A 19014-nucleotide genomic window follows, 5' to 3' on the forward strand; every position below is an offset into this window, starting at 1 on the left:
CCGTCTCACGCCCATCCGTGATCACCGCGCCCGAGGGCGTGCTGAAGGACTACCGCCAGGGCGCGCGGGACGCGCTGGAGTGGAAGCTGGACGGCCTCGCCGAGCGCGACCTGCGGGAGCCGCGCACGGGCACGAATCTGCTGGGCATCGCCGAGCACGCGCTGAACGTCGAGGTCGTCTACTCCGTCAGGTGCGACGACCCCAACCCGCAGGTCGACCGGTACGCCACCGAGACCAGAGAGCACTGACCGGCACGGCGCACGTCCGGCTCGCAGCGGATGGCGGAGCACGGCGGGACGCACTGATCGTGGCAGATCCGGTTGACCTCGGCGGGTCGGGAGCGTCCCAGCCGCAAGCCCCGTGGAACGTCCTAGGGGCGAAAGGTCGTCTGCGAATGTGGGTCCTTGCCGAACGCGATCACCTTCGCAGGCGGTACGACGTAGACCCACGGACGGCTGCCGTCGCCGCCCGCAAAGCCCTCGTCGTCGGCGTCCCACGCCCAGTCATCGCCGTACTTGCGCCACCAGGCCTCGGCGAGCGGCCGAAGCCGCTCGCGTCCAGTGACCCGCTGCGCGGTCCCCTCCACCACGACATCGGTGCCGGACTTCCAGCCGTTGCTGCCGGTCGTCACGGCTACGAGCGGGGAGTGTTGGAGGTTGACGTGCTTCTGCTCGCCGACTCCGGTGCAGAACGCGAAGCGCCCGTCGCTCCAGGCACCCACCAGGGGTGTCACGTGCGGACGTCCGTCGGCCCGCACGGTGGTCAACCAGTAGAGCTCGGCCCGGTTGAGCAGGGCCTCCACGGACTCCCATGAGGGAGCCGCCGCTGTGGGGTCGCCGAAGCGGTCGTCGATCTGTCCTGTGGTCATGCCGGAGTCGACTACCACCCGGACGCGGACTCATCGGTCATCCATGCTCCGCTGAGGGCCGAGCACCGGGTTCGTGCCTGGCTGGCGACGTGGGGGTCGGCCGCTCGGCATCAGCGCACACCACCTGAGGTCACACGATGGGCCTGACATCGGCAGGCCCCGACGGAGCCGCGGCCCGGCCTAGGCGTAGGCATCTGTGCCGGTCCGCGCAGACTTGAATCGTGACGCGTGGGCGCTTCAGCAGCGCCCGGCGGCGGCGCGCGAGGACCGCGCTCAAGCCATCATCCTCATCATCGTCGGCATGTCGGCTCGGACTCAGTGCGCCATGTCGACGAACCGCGAGTAGTGGCCCTGGAAGGCGACGGTGATGTCGCGGGTGGGGCCGTTGCGGTGCTTGGCGACGATCAGGTCGGCCTCGCCGGGGCGGGTCGACTCCTTCTCGTAGACGTCGTCGCGGTGCAGCAGGATCACCATGTCCGCGTCCTGTTCGATTGACCCGGATTCGCGGAGATCGGACATCATCGGGCGCTTGTCGCCGCGCTGCTCGGGACCACGGTTGAGCTGGGAGAGCGCGATGATCGGGACCTCGAGCTCCTTGGCCAGCAGCTTGATCTGGCGGGAGAACTCCGAGACCTCGAGCTGGCGGGACTCGACCTTCTTGCCCGACGTCATCAGCTGGAGGTAGTCGATCACCATCAGCTTGAGGTCGTGGCGCTGCTTGAGCCGGCGGGCCTTCGCCCGGATCTCCATCATCGTCATGTTCGGGGAGTCGTCGATGAACATCGGTGCGGAGGAGATCTCGCCCATCTTGCGGGCGAGCTTGGCCCAGTCGTCGTCGTTCATCTGGCCGTTGCGGATGTGGTTGAGCGGCACCTTCGCCTCTGCGGAGAGCAACCGCATGGTGATCTCCGACCGCGTCATCTCCAGGCTGAAGAAGACGCTGGCGAGGTTGTTGTGGATCGACGCCGCGCGGCACAGGTCGAGGGCCAGGGTGGAGTTGTGGGTCGGGATCATCGACCGGCCGGCGAGGTAGAGGTGGTCGTCGTTGTCGACCTGGACGCACCGGACCGGGACGCTCTGGATCGGACGAACCTCGGTGATGTAGCGGCGGCCGATCCGTGCCGTGGTCGCGGGCCGCTCCTGCTTGTGCAGCAGGTGCTTGCGCTCCAGACGGAAGACGTCGTCGGTCGTCGAGAAGTTGAGGATGTAGCAGGTCGACGTCTCCTCCGAGCGCCCCTGGACCCGCTTGGTGGTGCGGCCGCACTTGTAGCCGAGGCTCACGACCAGCTCGTGCACGTCGTCGGCCAGCCGCTTGCTGGTGACCGCGAACTGACAGGAGCCGACGCCCTTCACGACCGTGCCGTCGGTGTCCATGAGGCCGGCGAGCAGTTCACGGCGCTGCCGCTCCGAGGCGCGGAGGTACGCCGTGGGGATGTGCTTGTCGTTGAGGACGCCGAGCTCGCGGAGCTGGCCCTGGACCGAACCTCGTGGATCACCCTCGGGCAGCTTGATGCTGTAGAGCATCTCGCCGTGATGGTCGACCCGCAGTCCGCACCCTTCGAGGTACATCGGGATCTCGGCGGTCTCGCAGGTGATCCGAGCCGAGGCGCTGTGTCCGTCGCCCAGCCACGCGCCGAGGGCGTACGCCGGCACGGGGAGGTCGGCGTCCGCCGCGCTCAGCGGCGCCGCGTTCAGGACTGCGTGGTTGGCGCGCTGCTCCGAGTTGATGCGGACGCTCGCCGCGATCTCCTCGGTCGTCACGACGGAGGGGAAGATGTTCTGGTTGCGGGCCCGGTTGTAGTGGTGGTCGGCCGCCCACTTCGACTTCCGCGCGGCCCGCGTCTCGGTGCGCCACTGGTGCTCGGCGTCGGCGACGATGGTGGAGCCGTCGGAGAAGACGACCTCGTAGCAGGGGCGTCCGGTCATCACCTCGGTGGCGGCGACGACCGTCGTCGGGCGGCCCTGCGCGTCGTACAGCCGGTCGCCTACCCGGACCTCGCCCATCGTCGTCCAGCCACCGGGCGTCGGCAGCGGGGTATCGAGTGCCAGTGCCTTGCCCATCGCGGGTCTGGCCGCGACGATCACCATCTGGCCGGAGTGCAGGCCGTTGGTGAGGTCGTCGAGGTCGGCGAAGCCGGTGGGGACGCCGTAGAGGCCTGCCTCGCGGTTGGAGATCGCCTCGATCTCGTCGAGAACGCCGTCCATGATGTCGCTCAGCGGGGCGTAGTCCTCGGTCGCCCGCTTGTCGGTGATCTTGTAGACCTCGGCCTGGGCCTGGTCGACGATGTCGTCGACCTGACCCTCGCCGGCGTAGCCGATCTGCACGATCTTGGTGCCGGCGCCGACCAGCCGGCGCAGGATCGCCTTCTCGCGGACGATCTCGGCGTAGTAGCCGGCGTTGGCGGCGATCGGGACGTTGGCCGAGAGCGTGTGGAGGTACGGCGCGCCGCCGATGCGCTGCAGCTCGCCCCGGCGCTGGAGCTCGGCGGCGACGGTGACCATGTCGACGGGCTCGCCGCGGCCGTAGAGGTCGATGATCGCGTCGAAGATCGTCTCGTGGGAGGGCCGGTAGAAGTCGACGCCACGGATCGCCTCCGTGACGTCGGCGATCGCGTCCTTGGAGATCAGCATCGAGCCGAGCACGGACTGCTCGGCGGCCATGTCCTGGGGCGGGGTGCGGTCGCCGGGCGAGGTCGGCCGCTCACCGGGGGCGTACGCGACCGGGCCGTCGCCCCAGTCGTCGAGCGGCGGCTCGGGGAAGCTCCGGGAGTCCTGCTCGGTGAGGCTCATTCCGCCCTGCTGCTCCCCTCGATTGCTGCCAGACCCGACCCCGTCCCGACCCTGCGCGCGCCACGCTAGACGGGGCCGCCGACAGTGCCGGACCACCGGACCGTACGTGGTTCGGGGCCGCTCGCGACACCCCCGTATCCACAGGTCACTCCAGCCCCTGGGGATAACCGGCGATCGAGCGTGGACGACACGCCGCCAGGTGTGCACAGGCTGGGGAGTCTCTTGTGGACATCCGCCACCCCCGGGCCTGCACTAGCCCTCTGACCTGCGACAATGGGTTCCAACGGTTGTGGAACGGAAATTCTCGGCATCGAAGTTCTGTTCAGGCCCACGACACCTTCCCGTCACCTGGCGGTTTGTCGACATAGCGTGGTGGCGCCGGTTATCCCGGGGTTGTCCACAGCACCGATGACTAGTGCCCGTAAGGATCAGATGACCGCCATGCCCGTGACAGTGACTAGAGCGCGGACCAGGGCATGGTGACGACCCGCAGCAGCCACCGGACTCAGGACCGCGAGATCCTGCGGCTCGCCGTCCCCGCCTTCCTCGCCCTGGTCGCCGAGCCGCTCTACCTGCTGGCCGACGCCGCGATCGTCGGGCACCTGGGCACCACCGAGCTGGCCGGCCTCGGCATCGCGGGCGTGATCCTGCAGACCCTGATCGGCCTGTGCATCTTCCTCGCCTACGGCACCACCGCCGGTGTCGCCCGCCGGCTCGGCGCCGACGACCTGCGCGGCGCCCTGGCCATCGGCATCGACGGCATCTGGCTGGCGGTGCTGATCGGCACGGTCGCGACGGTGCTGGGCGTCATCTTCACCGAGCCGCTGGTCCGGCTCTTCGGCGCCGACGGCGACGTGACCGGGGAGGCCGCGACGTACCTGCGGATCGCCTTCCTCGGCACCGTCCCGCTGCTCACGATCCTGGCCGCGACCGGCGTGCTCCGCGGGCTGCAGGACACCCGGACCCCGCTGTACGTCGCGATCGGCGGCAACGCCCTGAACGTCGTGCTCAACCTCGTCCTCGTCTACCCCGCCGGCCTGGGCATCGCCGGCTCCGCCCTCGGCACGGTGATCGCCCAGGCGCTCAGCGCGGTCGTGTTCGTGATCGTGGTCGTCCGGGCCGCGCGGCGCCACGGCGCCCCGCTCCGGCCGGACCTGCCCGGCATCCGCGCCGCGGCGCACGCGGGCTGGCCGCTCGTGGTCCGCACCCTGACCCTGCGCGCGGCGATCCTGCTCACGACGTACGCCGTGACGCTCGGCGCGCTGGACCGGCAGGAGCAGCGCGTCGACCTGGCGACCCACCAGCTCGCGATGACCCTGTGGGGGTTCCTCGCCTTCGTACTCGACGCGATCGCGATCGCGGCGCAGGCGCTGACCGGCCGCTCGCTCGGCGCGGGCGATGTCGCGGGCACCCGCGAGACCACGGACCGGATGGTGCGCTGGGGTGCGTGGAGCGGCGTGGTCACCGGCGTGCTGCTCGCGGTGGCCAGCCCCTGGCTCGGCGGGCTCTTCACCGACGACCAGGCGGTGCGGGACCTGCTGGTGGTGGTGCTGATCGTCGCGGCCCTCGGCCAGCCGGTGGCGGGGGTCGTGTTCGTGCTCGACGGTGTGCTGATCGGTGCCGGCGACGGCCGCTACCTGGCCCGCGCCGGCCTGGTCACGCTGGTCGCCTACGCCCCGGTCGCGCTGGCGCTCGCGGCCTGGTCGGCCGGCCTGGTCGCGATCTGGGTGGCGTTCTGCACCGTGTTCATGGGCGCCCGGCTCGTCGTCCTGGTCCGGCGGGCGCGGGGCGACGCCTGGCTCGTCACCGGCGCAGCGGTCTGACCCGGCCCCGAGCAAATGCGACAGGGGCCGCTCCTCCCGGAGGAGGAACGGCCCCTGTACGGCGTGCTGCGGGTGGGTCAGGCCGGGATCACGTTGAGGGCGACCGTGGCGGACACCCCGTCGTGCAGCTTGACCGAGACCTCGTGGGTGCCGAGGGCCTTGATCGGGTTGGTGACCACGATCGTGCGCTTGTCGACCTTCTCGCCGGAGGTCGAGGAGAGCGCGTCGGCGATCTCGCCGACGGTCACCGCGCCGAAGAGGCGGCCGCCCGCACCGGCGCGCACCTGCACGCTGACCGGCTGGGCCTCGAGCTTGGTCTTGATCTCCTCGGCGTGGCCGAGGTCGCGCACCGCGCGGGAGGCGCGGGCCGACTTGATCGACTCGATCTGCTTCTCGCCACCGCGCGTCCAGCGCAGCGCGAGGCCACGGGGCACGAGGTAGTTGCGGCCGTAGCCGTCCTTCACCTCGACGACGTCGCCGGGGGCACCGAGACCGGTGACTTCCTGGGTCAGGATGAGCTTCATGTCGTCGGCTCCCTTCAGCGACCGGTGGAGGTGTAGGGCAGCAGGGCGAGCTCACGGGCGTTCTTGACCGCGATGGCCACGTCGCGCTGGTGCTGGACGCAGTTGCCGGTCACGCGACGCGCGCGGATCTTGCCCCGGTCGGAGATGAACTTGCGGAGCAGCGCGGTGTCCTTGTAGTCGACACCGGTCGCCTTCTCCTTGCAGAACTGGCAAACCTTCTTCTTCGGCTTGCGAATCACTGCCTTGGCCATTGTGGTGCTTCCTCTCTAGAAGCCCGGCCCCACGAATGGGTTGAGCCGGAATGGTTGAGGGTGTTCGGATGATTGGATTTCGAGACGCGGGTCACGGCTTCGCTTCGCTCGGCCGTGCCGCTCCTCAATCTCCCCGGCCGATCCGCTGCTTCGCAGGCTCAGCAGCGGGCCGGTGAGCTCAGAACGGCGGCTCTTCGGAGCTGCCGCCGCCGGGGGCGCCCCACGGGTCGTTGGCCGGGGCGGACTGGCCGCCACCACCGCCGTACCCGCCGCCACCGCCACCGCGGTTGCCGCCGCCCTGGGCGGGCGCCGGGGTGGCCCACGGGTCGTCCCCGCCGCCGCCACCCTGCGGTGCGCCGCCGCCGTAGCCGCCCCCGCCACCCTGGCGGGTGGTGCGGGTGACCTTGGCGGTGGCGTACTTGAGCGCGGGGCCGACCTCGTCGACCTCGAGCTCGATGACGGTGCGCTTCTCGCCCTCACGGGTCTCGTAGGAGCGCTGCCGCAGACGGCCCTGCACGATCACGCGCATGCCGCGCTGCAGGGACTCGGCGACGTTCTCCGCGGCCTGCCGCCACACCGAGCAGGAGAGGAACAGCGCGTCGCCGTCCTTCCACTCGTTGGTCTGGCGGTCGAAGGTGCGCGGCGTCGACGCGATCCGGAAGTTCGCCACGGCCGCACCCGACGGGGTGAAGCGCAGCTCCGGGTCGTCGACGAGGTTGCCGACCACCGTGATGACGGTCTCGCCTGCCATGAAGGGCTCCCTAAGCGTTGGTTCTGATCGGAGTCAGTCCGGGTCGGACGACCACATGCTGCCCATCGTTGCGGCAAGCGCCGACAGGCGGAAGTGGTCGTCCACAGTCAATGCGCCGTCAGTGGGCGGCGGGGCGCATGACCTTCGTGCGGAGGACGGACTCGTTGAGGCTCATCTGACGGTCGAACTCCTTGACCGTCGCCGGCTCGGCGTTCAGCGTGATGACGGCGTAGATGCCCTCGGCGTTCTTCTTGACCTCGTAGGCCAGGCGACGCCGGCCCCACACGTCGACGGACTCGATGGTGCCGCCATCCTTGCGGATGACGTTGAGGTACTTGTCGAGCGCGGGCTCGATGGTCCGCTCTTCGAGGCTGGGGTCGAGGATGACCATCACTTCGTAGGCACGCACAGCGGTCTCCACCTCCTCTGGACTAAGGCGGCCACGGACTCTCCGTGGCAGGAGGGCTTTGCGTTGGTACCCGCGGCGCGCCCGTCGGTGGGCCGACGCGGAGAACGCCCAAGGCTAACAGTGGCGCGACCGTCCCCAGAAATCCCGTCGCCCGCGTGAATCCGCAGGTCACCGGGTAGGTGTCCGCCCGATGTCCCCACCGAGGCGCCAGCGTACGCCGAGCACCGTGCTCGCCGGCCGGTACGAGCTGATCGACCGGATCGGCACCGGCGGCATGGGCACGGTCTGGCGGGCCCGCGACGCCCGGACCGGCGGGCTCGTGGCGGCCAAGCTGCTCGGGCCCCATGACAGCGGCACGCTGCTGCGCTTCGTCCGCGAGCAGGGGCTGCGGATCCGGCATCCGCACGTGCTCACGCCGAGCGGCTGGGCGGCCGACGACCACCGGGTCGTGCTCGGCATGGACCTGGTGCGCGGCGGCACGGTCGCCGAGCTGCTCGCCGAGACCGGCCCGCTGCCCCCGTCGTACGCCGCGCTGCTCCTCGACCAGCTCCTCCAGGCGCTGGCCGTCGTGCACGACGCCGGCGTCGTGCACCGCGACGTGAAGCCGGCCAACCTGCTGCTCGATCCGACCGGTGACGGCCCGCCGTTCCTGCGCCTCGGCGACTTCGGCGTGGCGGTGCCACTCCACGACGTGCGGCTCACCCACGGCCCGGCGGTGGTCGGCACCGACGGCTACCTCGCGCCGGAGCAGCGGGACCGCTCGGTCCCCGATCCGGCCCAGGACGTGTATGCCGCCGGCGTGGTCGCCACCCAGCTGCTGACCGACCGACCGCCCCGCCCGGGCCATCCGCTGCTCGTGCCCGAGGGACCACTGCGGCCGCTGGTCGGCGCGCTGCTCGACCCCGACCCGACCCTGCGGCCGACCGCCGCGGCCGCGCTCGGGCGGCTGCGGCGCATCGACGTGCCGCGCGACGGCCCGTGGCCCGTCGTACCAGACCGGCTGCCGCCACCTCCCCACGCGGCCGAGCGGGCGGCGACGGTGGCGATCGGGTGCTTCGTCGCGGCCATCGCGCTCTGCGGCGCGGCGCTCGCGATGCTCCTCCTAGGGTGAGGAACGTGGAAGCCGCCGACCTCGCCGCCGCCCGCACCCGGGTCGCCGCTCACGTCCCACCGACGCCGACCCGCCGGTGGCCGCTGCTGGAGCGCGCGACCGGCACCGAGACCTGGGTCAAGCACGAGAACCACAACCCCACCGGAGCCTTCAAGGTGCGCGGCGGGCTCAACTTCGCCGCTCGCCTGCTCGACGCCGGCGGCACGCGCGGCCTGATCTCGGCCAGTCGGGGCAACCACAGCCAGAGCCTGGCCTTCGCCGGTGCGACGTACGGGGTGCCGGTGACGATCGTGGTGCCCGAGGGCAACTCGCCCGACAAGAACGCCGCCACCGCGGCGTACGGCGCCGAGCTCGTCGTCCACGGCCGCGACTTCCAGGAGTCGCTCGAGCACGCGATGCGGCTTGCTGAGGAGCGCGGCCTGACGCCGGTGCCGCCGTTCCATCCGTGGCTGGTCGAGGGCGTCGCGACGTACGCCGCGGAGCTGCACGAGCAGGTGCCCGGGCTCGACGTCGTCTACGTGCCGGTCGGGATGGGCAGCGGGATCTGCGCGAACATCGCCGTGCGCGACCTCGTCGGCGCCGGCACCGAGGTCGTCGGCGTCGTGGCCGATCGGGCCCCGGCGTACGCCCTCTCCTTCGCGGCGGGCGAGCCGGTGTCGACGCCGGCGGCCGACACCTTCGTCGACGGCGTGGCCTGCCGGACGCCCGACCCGGAGGCGGTACGCCGGATCGTCGCCGGCGCCGCCCGGATCGTGCGGGTGAGCGAGGAGCAGGCGCGGGAGGCGATGGCGCTGGCCTACCGAGCGACGCACAACCTCGCCGAGCCGGCGGGGTCGCTGGCCCTCGCAGGGCTGCTCGCCGAGCGCGATCTCGTCGCCGGGCGCCGGGTCGCGGTGGTGCAGACCGGCGGCAACGCGGACTTCGAGGTGCTGGCGGGGGCGCTGTCCGCGGCGCCGCCTACTGTGGCCCCATGAACGCGATCGCCATCGGAGCGCACGTCGACCAGGCCGACCCGATCGCCGAGGCGCAGGCCCGGCAGATGCCGCACGTGCAGTTCTTCCTGGGCGACCCGCAGGGCTACAAAGGGCCGGAGTTCGCGTACGCCGGGGGCGCGGAGGCGCTGCGGGCCGACGCCGAGGCCGCGGGGGTCGGCCTCTACGTGCACGCGCCGTACATCGTCAACGTCGCCACCACCAACAACCGGATCCGGATCCCCAGCCGCAAGCTGCTCCAGCAGCACGTCGACGCCGCGGCGTCGATCGGGGCGCGCGGCCTGATCGTGCACGGCGGGCACGTCAACAAGGCCGACGACCCCGCGAAGGGCTTCGACAACTGGCGCAAGGCGATCGAGGCGGTCGACCTCAAGCTGCCGCTGCTGATCGAGAACACCGCCGGCGGCGACAACGCCATGACCCGCTATCTCGAGCGCATCGAGCGGGTGTGGGACGCGATCTCGGCGACCGAGCAGTTCGACCTGGTCGGCTTCTGCCTCGACACCTGCCACGCCCACGCGGGCGGCAACGCGCTGGAGACCGTCGTCGACGACGTACGCCGGATCACCGGACGGATCGACCTGGTGCACTGCAACGACAGCCGCGACGAGTTCGACTCCGGTGCCGACCGGCACGCCAACCTCGGCGCCGGCAAGGTCGACCCCGACCTGCTGGCCGCCGTCGTCCGCGACGCCGGCGCCCCGGTCATCCTCGAGACGCCGGGTGGCGCCGCCGAGCACACCGCCGACGCGGGCTGGCTGTCCGAGCGGTTGTAGACCGGGCGAAGCCCGGGCTGCAGCCTCAGCGAGGAGGTTGAGGAGGTCCGGGCACACCGACGCGGCAGCGGCGGGGTGCCCGGCCGTCTCGAAACCCGAGCGTCTGCAGGCCGTTGCTGCGGTCGTGCCGGCGCTGTGCGGTGGCGGGCGCTTCATCACGGGATGAAGGCCGAGCAGCGGGCGGTTCGACATCATCCCTTGATGGAGCGACGCTTCCCATGGCGAACTCAGCCTGGGAGGCGAGGCTCCACCCTCATCCCTTGATGGAGCGACGCTTCCGAGGCGGAGTTTCACCCACCACCCGCGATGAGACCGCGCCGGCCGGACGCTCCCCCGCGGCGTCCGACCGGCGCGGACGACTCAGCTGACCCGGATCACCAGGTCGCGGACCTCACCGGGGCCCGAGCGGTCGACCCGCTGGCGCACCAGGCGCAGCGGCTGCTCCTGGCCGGTGTCGGCGTCGAAGACGAGGAACAGGAACCCGTGGGGCCCCTCCTCGAGGGGCAGCAGGTGGCCGGGCCGGTCGAGGACCTGCCACCGGCTCAGGCCGAGGCCGCGGCGGCGGAACCTCACCGCCAGCCGGGACCCGGCCGGCACCGTCAGTCGCTGGCCGGGCTGGGGGTCGTGGACGATGTGGACGGTCCTGCCCCGCGCGATGGTGCCGGGTGTGGCCATGAGCGTCATGACGGGGTGCTCCTCCGCAGGTCGATCGGTCTCCCTGACGTCGGTTGAGGAGCGAAGCCCCGGACCCTAGATACCTCGTCGAGTCACCCGAAGCAGGCCAGCGGCACCGGCGGGCTCGCGGCGGACACCGCCGGCACCGCCTCGGCCAGCGCGGCCGCGGGGTCCAGCCCGGCGGCCAGACGCTGATGGACGGCGACGAGCACGTCGTACGCCGCCTGGTCGTTGATCGCCGCCGGCGACGCGATGACGCAGCGGGCGCCCGCGTGCAGCCAGGCGGTGGTCATGCCGATCAGCTCCTCGCCCGAGCGCACCGTCGAGCGACCGACCTCGCAGGCGGAGAGCAGCACGACGTCCGGCACCTGCCGGAGCCGGTCGATGTCGTAGCCGAACCACGGCCCGTCGACGAGCTGTACACCGGCGAACATGGCGTTCTCCGCGCTGTGCCGGCCGTGGGCGGCGACATGCAGGACGTCGACGGTGTCGGCCATCGTCGACACCGCGCTCGCCGTCGCATCGGATCCCACCAGCACCCTGGACCGATCCCACTCCTTGGCCGCGGCGGTCACCTCGTCCTCGGCGCGGGCGACCCGCGGGCCGGCGACGAAGCCGGCGCTCCTGGTGCGCAGCGGCGTCGCCCGACGCGCGAGCCAGGCGGTCGCCGACTGAGCGACGGTCAGCGGACGGCCGACGAAGCCCGCCAGCAACGTCCACGGCACTCCGGCCAGCACCCCCGACGGGGTCAGCACGACCCGGCGGTCGCCCACCGCCTCGAGCACGGGCGCGACGAGCAGCCCCGCAAGCGTGTCGAGCCGCTGCGCCAACTCGGCCCGCACGAAGGCACCCATCGCGTCGGGCAGGTCCGAGGCCGCCATGTCGAGGTCGGGCAGCAGCCCGCCGAGCAGGTGGTCGAGCTCGTCGCGGTGGCCGAGGTCCGTCCAGGTCGGTCCGTCGGAGGTCACGCCGAGCGCGACGACGGCGTCCGCGGTGACGACGTACGCGACCAGGGCGGTGTCGTCGTCGAGCGCCGCCGTCAGCTCGGCGAGCGTCACCGGGTCGGCGACCTCGCCCGAGCCGCGGCTCTGCCAGGCGCGCTCGCGCACCCGCTGGCGCAGCTCCGCCTCGCGAGCCGGGTCGCGGCGCACCCGCTCGGCGGCCATCTCGCGCAGCTCGGTGAGGTCGGCGGCGATCTGCTCGTCCTCGGGCGGGCGCACCGGCTGCACCCGGCTGGCCAGCATCCGCGCCCGCTCCGACCACTCGAAGAGCACCTCGGGTCGCCGCGACTCCACGGCGAGCGCGAGGCCGCGCACCCCGAGTCGGGTGCCGTGCCCGGCCACCCCGGTCTGGAGGTCGAGCGAGCCGAAGGAGCTCTGCCAGGAATGTAGGTCGGACAGTCCGGCGCGCAGGTGCTTGAGGGCGACGGTACGGCGGCCCGTCGCCGCCGCCAGCTCGGCGCGTACGTCGCGGTCGCGCAGCCGGACCGTGATCGGCGCCTGACGGGTGCCACCCACCCTGCGCAGGTGGACCCGGGCCAGGTCGGGGTCGCCGCGCCGGATCCGCACGCGCGCCACGTCGATGCGGGCGAGCGCCGCCTCCCACCGCAGGCCCTGGCCCGCCAGCTCGTCGGCCAGGAGCGCACCCCGTTGGGCGAGCCCGAGCCCGCGGCCGCCGGCCTCGACCTCGGCGCCGAGGAGGATGGCGTCGGCACGCACCTCCCAGGCACGGGCGCCGGTACGTCGGAATCGCCGCAGCGCGTCACGGGCAGCGATGCGTGCCCGATCCGGATCCCGCAGCAGCAGACTGCGGGCCAGGGCGAGCTCGGCCTCTCCTCGTCGCTGGTAGAGACGGCGTCGGCCGTAGGCCTCGACCGCTGCCGCCAGAGCAGCTGCGCCTTCGTCGTGCTGACCGGCCGCCATCAGCACCTCGGCTCGGTCCTGCTCAACCATTGCCGTCATGACCGGTCCCTCGGCGGCGACGGTTGGATAGGCATGTCCGAGGTCACGCAGCGCAGCGACCAGATCGCCTGCGAGGAACCGCGCGTATCCGAGATTGTGCAGCGCCTTCGCGGCACCGTACTCGTCGCCAGCTTCGCGGTACGCCGTGAACGAGTGCTGGAAGTCAGATCTCGCCGACGGGAGATCCCACCGCTGGAGATGAACATTTCCGCGGTTGAGATGGACCCGGGCCGTGACGCTTGGTGAGTCAAGAGTCGCAAGCGCCTGATCGAACTCGACCATCGCTGCTGAAGTCTCACCCCGGAGCATGTGCAGGAGACCGAGCTGAGAGTGGAGCGTGCCACGAGTACTGTCGGCGACCGCGTCGTTCTGCAAGATCTCTCGACACAGCAGCATCGCTGCGTCATGCTCGCCAGTCTCCGACAGCACGTAGGCCAAGCTGGTCGCAATGCGCGCGTCGAGATCAGGAGTCAACTCACCCTGGCGACCTGCTGCCACTCGGGCCTTCTCAAGAAGACGCCGAGCCTCCCGGTGACGTCCTCGGTAGGCGGCGTGGACGCCCCGGGAGTGCAGCTCCTGGGGTGAAGTCACCGCCTCATGATGGCGCCAGTCCAGTGCAAGCGGAAACAGCGGTCCACACGGTGGCGACCGCGTCGGCTGGGCCGACGGGGTCGTCGACGCCTTCCAGTCGATCAACGAGCGCAGCGGCGACGTCGCCAGCCAGAATCGGTGCGCTGAACGAAGTGCCGCTCCAGACCGCGAAGCCCCCTTGGAAGTCATCTGGGTCGATCGCCTCACGGACGCGCCCGAAAGCGGAGGTACGCGCCACGGGCTCATAACCACCCCGGAAGGCCGGCATGGTGCTCACCACCGCTGCGCCGGCCACGTAGGTCTGCACCCAGGGACCCGCGTTGCTGAAGAGGGCGTCGGTGCGGTTGGGGTTGAGCGCACCGACCGAGACGATCGGGGCGAGCGTCCGATCGAAGGGGATCGGCCCGCTGTCGTCGGACCAGCGGCAGAAGGCGGCCGGGAACGACGGTCGGCTGGTGGCGTCGTTGCCGGCCGAGCAGACCACGACCACGCCGTTGCGCCCGAGCTCCTCGAGGATCGCGTACATGGTCGGGTCGAACAGCTCGTCCTCGGGCGTCTCGTGGTAGTAGCCCATCGACAGGCTGAGCACGTCGATCGGGTGTCCGCCCTCTTCGCCAGCGCGATGGCGCCGGGCGAGCTCGGCGATCTGGGCGAGCGTCGCCACCAGGTCGGACTCGACGATCGGGCCGTCCGAAGGCATCACCCGCCACGCGAGGATGTCCGCATCGGGACAGCGCTGCCGGATCAGGCCCGAGATGAAGGTGCCGTGCCCGGAGATCGGATCGATCGACCCGTCGAGCGGACCGGACTGGTCCCCGTCGTCCTCGGGCGAGACCGAGGTCCCGTCGGAGTAGCCGATCGGCACCCCATCCAGGGTGACATCCTTCTTAACGATGCCGTCGAGCCAGGGGTGACTCCCGCAGCCGGTGTCTAGGATCGCGACCACCGGCCGGCGACCGGACATCGTGCTATCCGGCCGGCGACCGGGCGCCGCGCCGACGTAGGCGACGGGCTGACGTCCCCCTGATCCAGCCTCGAAGTACGAAGCGATCGCCCGTGAGCTGCGGGCATCGGAAGCCGGATGGCCGTCGTGCAACGGATGGCCGTCATGCAACGGATGACCATCGTGAAGCGGGTGACCGTCATGCAACGGATGACCATTGTGAAGCGGACTCGCCTCGATGGCCGGCACCACCAGGTGGTCCAGGCTCACGCCCTTGACCGCGTCGACGCCGAACTGCGCGCGGGTCTGCTGCAGGAGCGTCCACGCGTCGGGGGCGATGGTGGCGCGGTTGGAGGCGACGATCAGGCGCAGCGGCAGGTAGCCGAAGCGGAGGTTCACCGTCCGTCGGTCCTCCTCCTCGGCGACCACGTCCCAGCCCAGCGGCTCGGCCACCGCACGCAGCACAGCGATCGCGCCGTCGACGTCGACCGCCTTCGACACGAGCAGGCGCGACCCGACGTACACCGTCGGCCGGGGCACGACACCGTCGACGACCAGTGCGGTGGCGGGGTCGAGCAGTCGGCCCTGGACGGCGGCGATGGTGGCCGACGCCGGCGGGCGCGGGTCGCGGTCGAGGGGCCGGCGGCCGGGACGCCCGGGGCGCTGGCTCTTGTCGCGCGTCTTGTCGCGGCCCTTCTCAGTGTCGTTCTGGGGGTCGTTCTGAGAGTCGTTCTCGGGCTTGTCCACGGTTCCTCAGATCTCGAAGGTGGGAGTGGCGAAAGCCGGGCGGGCGGTGTCGTGCGGCTCCAGTTGGAGCCGCATCAGCCCGACGGGCAGACCGGTCAGCGAGAACCGACCCGAGTCGGTGGTCACGGCTTCGTGTGCGGCCGGGGTCTCGCCCGGCAGTGCGCGGATGGTCATCGGCTCCGCCGGCACGATCCAGCCGTCGACGCGGGAGCGTCCGTTGTCGACGGCGATGCGCAGGAGGAGGTCGGTGTCGCCGTGCACGAAGCGGAGCGTGTACGACGTGGAGCCGCGTGCCCCGGCCAGCTCGGTGGACCGCTCGACGAGCTCCATGAGCTCCAGGTCGAGGTCGGTGGCGGCGAGCGCGGCCGCGGCCTGCATGGTCGCGACGAGATGGTCGGGCACCGGGTCGTGGCGCTCCCACACGTCGCGGACGATCTCCAGGAGGGCCTCTCGGCTCAGCTCGGTCATGCGGGGTCCTCGCGGAATCGTGGGGTGGAGGAGCGAAGCTTCGGGGACCCCGCGGGCTGGTGGCGGAGGAGCGGAGCGGGGGAGCCGCAAGGCCGTGGGGTGAAGCGTTGCGGGGGAAGCCCGCGATTGCGTGGGGTGCTCATGCTCAGATCCCTCCTGCTTCGATCAGTGCGACCCGCAGCTTCGCCAGGCACCGGCCGCGGGTGGGGCCGATGCTGCCGACCGGCATCCCGAGCTCGGTCGCGAGCTCGCGGTAGTCGGGCCGGTTCTCGAACGCGACCACGCGCAGCAGCCTCCGGCAGCGCTCCGGGAGCCCGTCGACGGCGGCCCAGAGCCGGTCGCCCTCGTCGCGCTGGACGACGCTGTCCTCGGCCGAGCGCTGCTGCGGCAGCGCGTGGGCGAGTTCGTCGTCCTCGACCGGCGTCGGGGAGGACTTGCCACCGGCGGTGCGCCACGCCTCGCGGCGCGCGGTCGTCGTCAGCCAGCCGCCGACGGCCACCGGGTCGAGGATGGCGGAGCGGCGGCGTACCAGCGCGAGCCAGGTGTTCTGGATGACGTCCTCGGCGGCGCTGTCGCTGAGCCGGTAGGCGCGCACGACGTGCCAGAGGACCGGGGTCATCACGGCGACCAGGTCGTCCAGACCGGCGGGGTCACCGGCGATCCACCGGTTGAAGCCGTCGGTCGCCTGAGCCCACACCGCCTGGGGGCGCGGATCGTCTCCGGCCGGGCCGTCGCCCGCCCGGGTGTGCCCGGTCCTGCTCATGGGACGTCTCGCTCCCCAATGCGTCTCAGTCAGGATCACGCCCCTGAGGAGGGGCCTGATGCGGTCCTGATACCTCCGGTGCAGAAGATATTCGGATATTCGCCATACCGCAGTCGTCCGCTTCAGGTGATCCGGTGCAGGCGTCGGCCGCCACCCGCCGTCCGATAGCCTCGAATGGTGTCCAGCGCCGCCCTCACCGTCCGCGAGATCCCGGCCGCCGACCACCTCGAGCTGATCCGGAGCCGGCACTCCGCGAGCTTCCTGCAGACCCCGGCCTGGGGCCGCGTGAAGTCGGAGTGGCGGCACGAGTCGCTGGGCTGGTTCCGCGGCTCCGAGCTGGTCGGTGCCGCCCTCGTGCTCTACCGCCAGCTGCCGAAGGTCAAGCGCTACCTGGCCTACCTTCCGGAGGGCCCGGTCATCGACTGGGACGACGACGACCTCGCCGGCTGGCTGCGCCCGATGGCGGCGTACCTGAAGAGCCGCGGCGCGTTCGGCGTGCGGATGGGGCCGCCCGTGGTCACCCGGCGCTGGGACGCCGCGACGGTCAAGGCCGGCATCGCCGACGACGACGTACGCCGCCTCGGCGACCTCGCGCCCACCGAGCGCAGCCACGGCGGGGCGCGCGTCACCGCGCAACTGCGCGACTACGGGTGGCGGGCGCAGGCCGTCGAGGGCGGCTTCGCCGCGGGCCAGCCGCAGTACGTCTTCCAGATCCCGCTCGCCGGCCGCACCGAGGACCAGGTGCTCGCCGGCATGAACCAGCTCTGGCGGCGCAACATCAAGAAGGCCGCCAAGGAGGGCGTCGAGGTCACGTCGTACGACGGCCCGGCGATCGAGCCGGAGCTCAAGTCCTTCCACGACCTCTACGTCCACACCGCCGAGCGCGACCACTTCACGCCGCGGCCGCTGTCGTACTTCGACACCATGGTCGACGCCCTCGGCGGCGAGGAGCCGGACCGGATCCGGCTCTACCACGCCCGCCACGAGGGCACACTGGTCGCCTCGACGATCGCGATCCGGGTCGGCGCGCACGCGTGGTACTCCTACGGCGCCTCCTCGACCGAGAAGCGCGACGTGCGCGGCTCGAACGCCGTGCAGTGGCAGATGATCCGCGACGCGATCGCCGCCGGCGCCGAGGTCTACGACCTGCGCGGCATCACCGACACGCTCGCGTCCGACGACCCGCACCTCGGGCTGATCCAGTTCAAGGTCGGCACCGGCGGCGAGGCCGTCGAGTACGTCGGCGAGTGGGACCTTCCGCTGAACAAGGCGCTCTACGCGGCGTTCGACGTCTACATGCGCCGCCGGTCCGGGGCCCGCTGATGGCGCTCACGCTCACGGTCGACGGCGACCGCTGGCGCGGCCACCTGCGCGCGGTCGCGATCGCCGAGCCCGACCTGGTGCCGGTCGCGAAGGGCAACGGCTACGGCTTCACCCTCGGCCGCCTGGCCCGCCGGGCCCAGTGGCTCCAGGACCAGGGCCTCGGCGTCGACACGCTCGCCGTCGGCACCTACGAGGAGCTGCCCGAGGTCGCGAGCCGGTACGACGGCGGCCTGCTCGTCCTCACTCCGTGGCGCCCCTTCGGCGCGGCCGCCGACCCCGCCGCGGGCCTCGCGCCGGCGCTGGCCCGGCGGGTGATCCACACCGTCAGCCGGGTCGACGACCTGATCGACCTGCTCGGCCGGCAGCCCGAGGCCCGGGTCGTGCTCGAGCGCGCGACCAGCATGCTGCGGCACGGCATGACGGCCCGTGAGCTGTGGTCGACCGCGGAGGTGGTCCGGGCGAACCCGAAGGCCCGGGTCGCCGGCGTCGCGCTGCACCTGCCGCTCGCCAACGGCGCGCACCTCTCGGAGGTGCACCGGCTGATGACCGAGGTCGTCGCGACCGAGCTCCCGCTCGACACGGTCTGGGTGAGCCATCTCAGTGCCGCGGAGCTGACCGCGCTGCGCTCGTCGTACCCCGACTTCACCTTCCGTCCCCGCATCGGCACCGACCTGTGGCTCGGCGACCGCGGGGCGCTGCGGGTCACCGCCACCGTGCTCGACGTGCACGCCGTCGAGCGCGGCGACTCCTTCGGCTACCGGCTGCGCACCGCCCCGAAGGCCGGCCACGTACTGGTCGTCAGCGGCGGCACCGCCCACGGCATCGGCCTGGAGGCGCCACTCGGCGACGCCAGCCTGCGCGGCCGGGCCGCGACGATCGCCCGGGGCGGCCTGGACGCGGCCGGCTTCGTGCGCTCGCCGTTCTCGATCGACGGCAAGCAGCGGCTCTTCGCCGAGCCGCCGCACATGCAGGCGTCGATGCTGTTCCTCCCGCACGGCGCTCGCGTGCCGGCGGTGGGCGACCAGGTCGACGTCCGGGTGCGCTACACGGCGACGTCGTTCGACCGTGTCGTCGTGGACTGAGGCCCGGACTTCTCAGGCGGAACTGTCACTTCTCAGGCGTTGCATCGGCCGAGAAGTCCCGGAATCCCCGGTGAACCGGCTCTCCTGACACATCTGTGGGTGGTTGAGCGCGCCGTGGATGGCGGCACGCCGTTCGCTGCCTAGGTTTCTGAGCTGTCGAAGAACA

Annotated in this window: 19 protein-coding genes; 8 read left to right on the top strand and 11 right to left on the bottom strand. The window is 71.7% G+C overall.

From position 1 onward, the window contains the following. Positions 1–17: 17 nt before the first annotated feature. Positions 18–248 carry a mycothiol transferase gene (locus tag KM427_RS25165; RefSeq protein WP_215525752.1) on the top strand — a complete coding sequence of 77 codons (231 nt, stop codon included), beginning with the start codon at positions 18–20 and terminating at the stop codon, positions 246–248. A 122-nt stretch (positions 249–370) separates the two neighbouring features. Here the strand turns inward: KM427_RS25165 and KM427_RS25170 are convergent, their stop codons facing one another. Together KM427_RS25170 and dnaB are read right to left on the bottom strand one after the other, a co-directional pair. Beyond that, positions 371–868 carry a pyridoxamine 5'-phosphate oxidase family protein gene (locus KM427_RS25170; protein ID WP_183595630.1) on the bottom strand — a complete coding sequence of 166 codons (498 nt, stop codon included), beginning with the start codon at positions 866–868 and terminating at the stop codon, positions 371–373. Between the two features lie 315 nt (positions 869–1183). After that, positions 1184–3529 carry a replicative DNA helicase gene (dnaB, locus tag KM427_RS25175; RefSeq protein WP_215527759.1) on the bottom strand — a complete coding sequence of 782 codons (2346 nt, stop codon included), beginning with the start codon at positions 3527–3529 and terminating at the stop codon, positions 1184–1186. Positions 3530–4134: 605 nt separating this feature from the next. On the opposite strand from dnaB, the gene KM427_RS25180 reads away from it, so the two are divergent. Then, positions 4135–5481 carry an MATE family efflux transporter gene (locus KM427_RS25180; RefSeq protein WP_215525753.1) on the top strand — a complete coding sequence of 449 codons (1347 nt, stop codon included), beginning with the start codon at positions 4135–4137 and terminating at the stop codon, positions 5479–5481. A gap of 77 nt (positions 5482–5558) precedes the next feature. Here KM427_RS25180 and rplI read toward each other — a convergent pair whose 3' ends face one another. From rplI to rpsF, 4 genes are all read right to left on the bottom strand, one after another. Further along, positions 5559–6005: a 50S ribosomal protein L9 gene (gene rplI / locus KM427_RS25185; RefSeq protein WP_183595633.1), complete on the bottom strand. Its 447-nt coding sequence runs from the start codon at positions 6003–6005 to the stop codon at positions 5559–5561. Between the two features lie 14 nt (positions 6006–6019). After that, positions 6020–6256, bottom strand: coding sequence for a 30S ribosomal protein S18 (gene rpsR, locus KM427_RS25190; protein ID WP_179661957.1), 237 nt, complete (start codon positions 6254–6256; stop codon positions 6020–6022). 178 nt (positions 6257–6434) lie between these two features. Then, positions 6435–7007 carry a single-stranded DNA-binding protein gene (locus KM427_RS25195; protein ID WP_215525754.1) on the bottom strand — a complete coding sequence of 191 codons (573 nt, stop codon included), beginning with the start codon at positions 7005–7007 and terminating at the stop codon, positions 6435–6437. Positions 7008–7125: 118 nt separating this feature from the next. Beyond that, positions 7126–7416, bottom strand: coding sequence for a 30S ribosomal protein S6 (rpsF, locus tag KM427_RS25200; protein ID WP_183595669.1), 291 nt, complete (start codon positions 7414–7416; stop codon positions 7126–7128). A 190-nt stretch (positions 7417–7606) separates the two neighbouring features. Between rpsF and KM427_RS25675 the strand changes: the two genes are divergently transcribed. From KM427_RS25675 to KM427_RS25210, 3 genes are read left to right on the top strand one after another with little or no spacing between them, the layout of a single operon-like run. After that, positions 7607–8527 carry a serine/threonine-protein kinase gene (locus KM427_RS25675; protein ID WP_252274882.1) on the top strand — a complete coding sequence of 307 codons (921 nt, stop codon included), beginning with the start codon at positions 7607–7609 and terminating at the stop codon, positions 8525–8527. A gap of 5 nt (positions 8528–8532) precedes the next feature. Beyond that, complete coding sequence (locus KM427_RS25205) at positions 8533–9501, top strand: threonine dehydratase (protein WP_252274883.1); 969 nt, start codon at positions 8533–8535, stop codon at positions 9499–9501. Then, positions 9498–10295, top strand: coding sequence for a deoxyribonuclease IV (locus KM427_RS25210; protein WP_215525756.1), 798 nt, complete (start codon positions 9498–9500; stop codon positions 10293–10295). Before KM427_RS25205 ends, KM427_RS25210 begins: the two co-directional genes overlap by 4 nt. A 360-nt stretch (positions 10296–10655) precedes the next feature. Here the strand turns inward: KM427_RS25210 and KM427_RS25215 are convergent, their stop codons facing one another. Both KM427_RS25215 and KM427_RS25220 read right to left on the bottom strand, forming a co-directional pair. Continuing rightward, a complete protein-coding gene (locus KM427_RS25215; RefSeq protein ID WP_215525757.1) occupies positions 10656–10979 on the bottom strand; it encodes a hypothetical protein in 324 nt (107 codons plus the stop codon). Between the two features lie 83 nt (positions 10980–11062). Then, the gene (locus KM427_RS25220; protein ID WP_215525758.1) at positions 11063–12931 is read right to left on the bottom strand and encodes a CHAT domain-containing protein; all 1869 of its coding nucleotides are present in this window, start codon (positions 12929–12931) and stop codon (positions 11063–11065) included. Between the two features lie 33 nt (positions 12932–12964). Here KM427_RS25220 and KM427_RS25225 point away from each other — a divergent pair, with 33 nt between their 5' ends. Beyond that, positions 12965–13177, top strand: a complete 213-nt coding sequence (locus KM427_RS25225; RefSeq protein ID WP_183595663.1) for a hypothetical protein — start codon at positions 12965–12967, stop codon at positions 13175–13177. Positions 13178–13526: 349 nt separating this feature from the next. Here the strand turns inward: KM427_RS25225 and KM427_RS25230 are convergent, their stop codons facing one another. The 3 genes from KM427_RS25230 to KM427_RS25240 form a co-directional block, all read right to left on the bottom strand. Beyond that, the gene (locus KM427_RS25230) at positions 13527–15212 is read right to left on the bottom strand and encodes a S8 family peptidase (protein WP_215525759.1); all 1686 of its coding nucleotides are present in this window, start codon (positions 15210–15212) and stop codon (positions 13527–13529) included. A 6-nt stretch (positions 15213–15218) separates the two neighbouring features. After that, a complete protein-coding gene (locus KM427_RS25235) occupies positions 15219–15680 on the bottom strand; it encodes a carboxypeptidase-like regulatory domain-containing protein (protein ID WP_183595661.1) in 462 nt (153 codons plus the stop codon). A 145-nt stretch (positions 15681–15825) separates the two neighbouring features. Next, complete coding sequence (locus KM427_RS25240; RefSeq protein WP_215525760.1) at positions 15826–16443, bottom strand: RNA polymerase sigma factor; 618 nt, start codon at positions 16441–16443, stop codon at positions 15826–15828. Between the two features lie 177 nt (positions 16444–16620). On the opposite strand from KM427_RS25240, the gene KM427_RS25245 reads away from it, so the two are divergent. Both KM427_RS25245 and KM427_RS25250 read left to right on the top strand, forming a co-directional pair. Further along, a complete protein-coding gene (locus tag KM427_RS25245; protein ID WP_252274885.1) occupies positions 16621–17766 on the top strand; it encodes a lipid II:glycine glycyltransferase FemX in 1146 nt (381 codons plus the stop codon). Next, positions 17766–18848 (top strand): alanine racemase, encoded by a 1083-nt coding sequence (locus KM427_RS25250; protein ID WP_215525762.1) that lies wholly within the window; start codon positions 17766–17768, stop codon positions 18846–18848. The genes KM427_RS25245 and KM427_RS25250 overlap by 1 nt, the downstream gene beginning before the upstream one ends. The last annotated feature ends 166 nt before the right edge of the window (positions 18849–19014 follow it).

Origin of the sequence: Nocardioides sp. LMS-CY (genome assembly GCF_018732145.1) — a bacterium.
GTDB lineage: Bacteria > Actinomycetota > Actinomycetes > Propionibacteriales > Nocardioidaceae > Nocardioides > Nocardioides soli.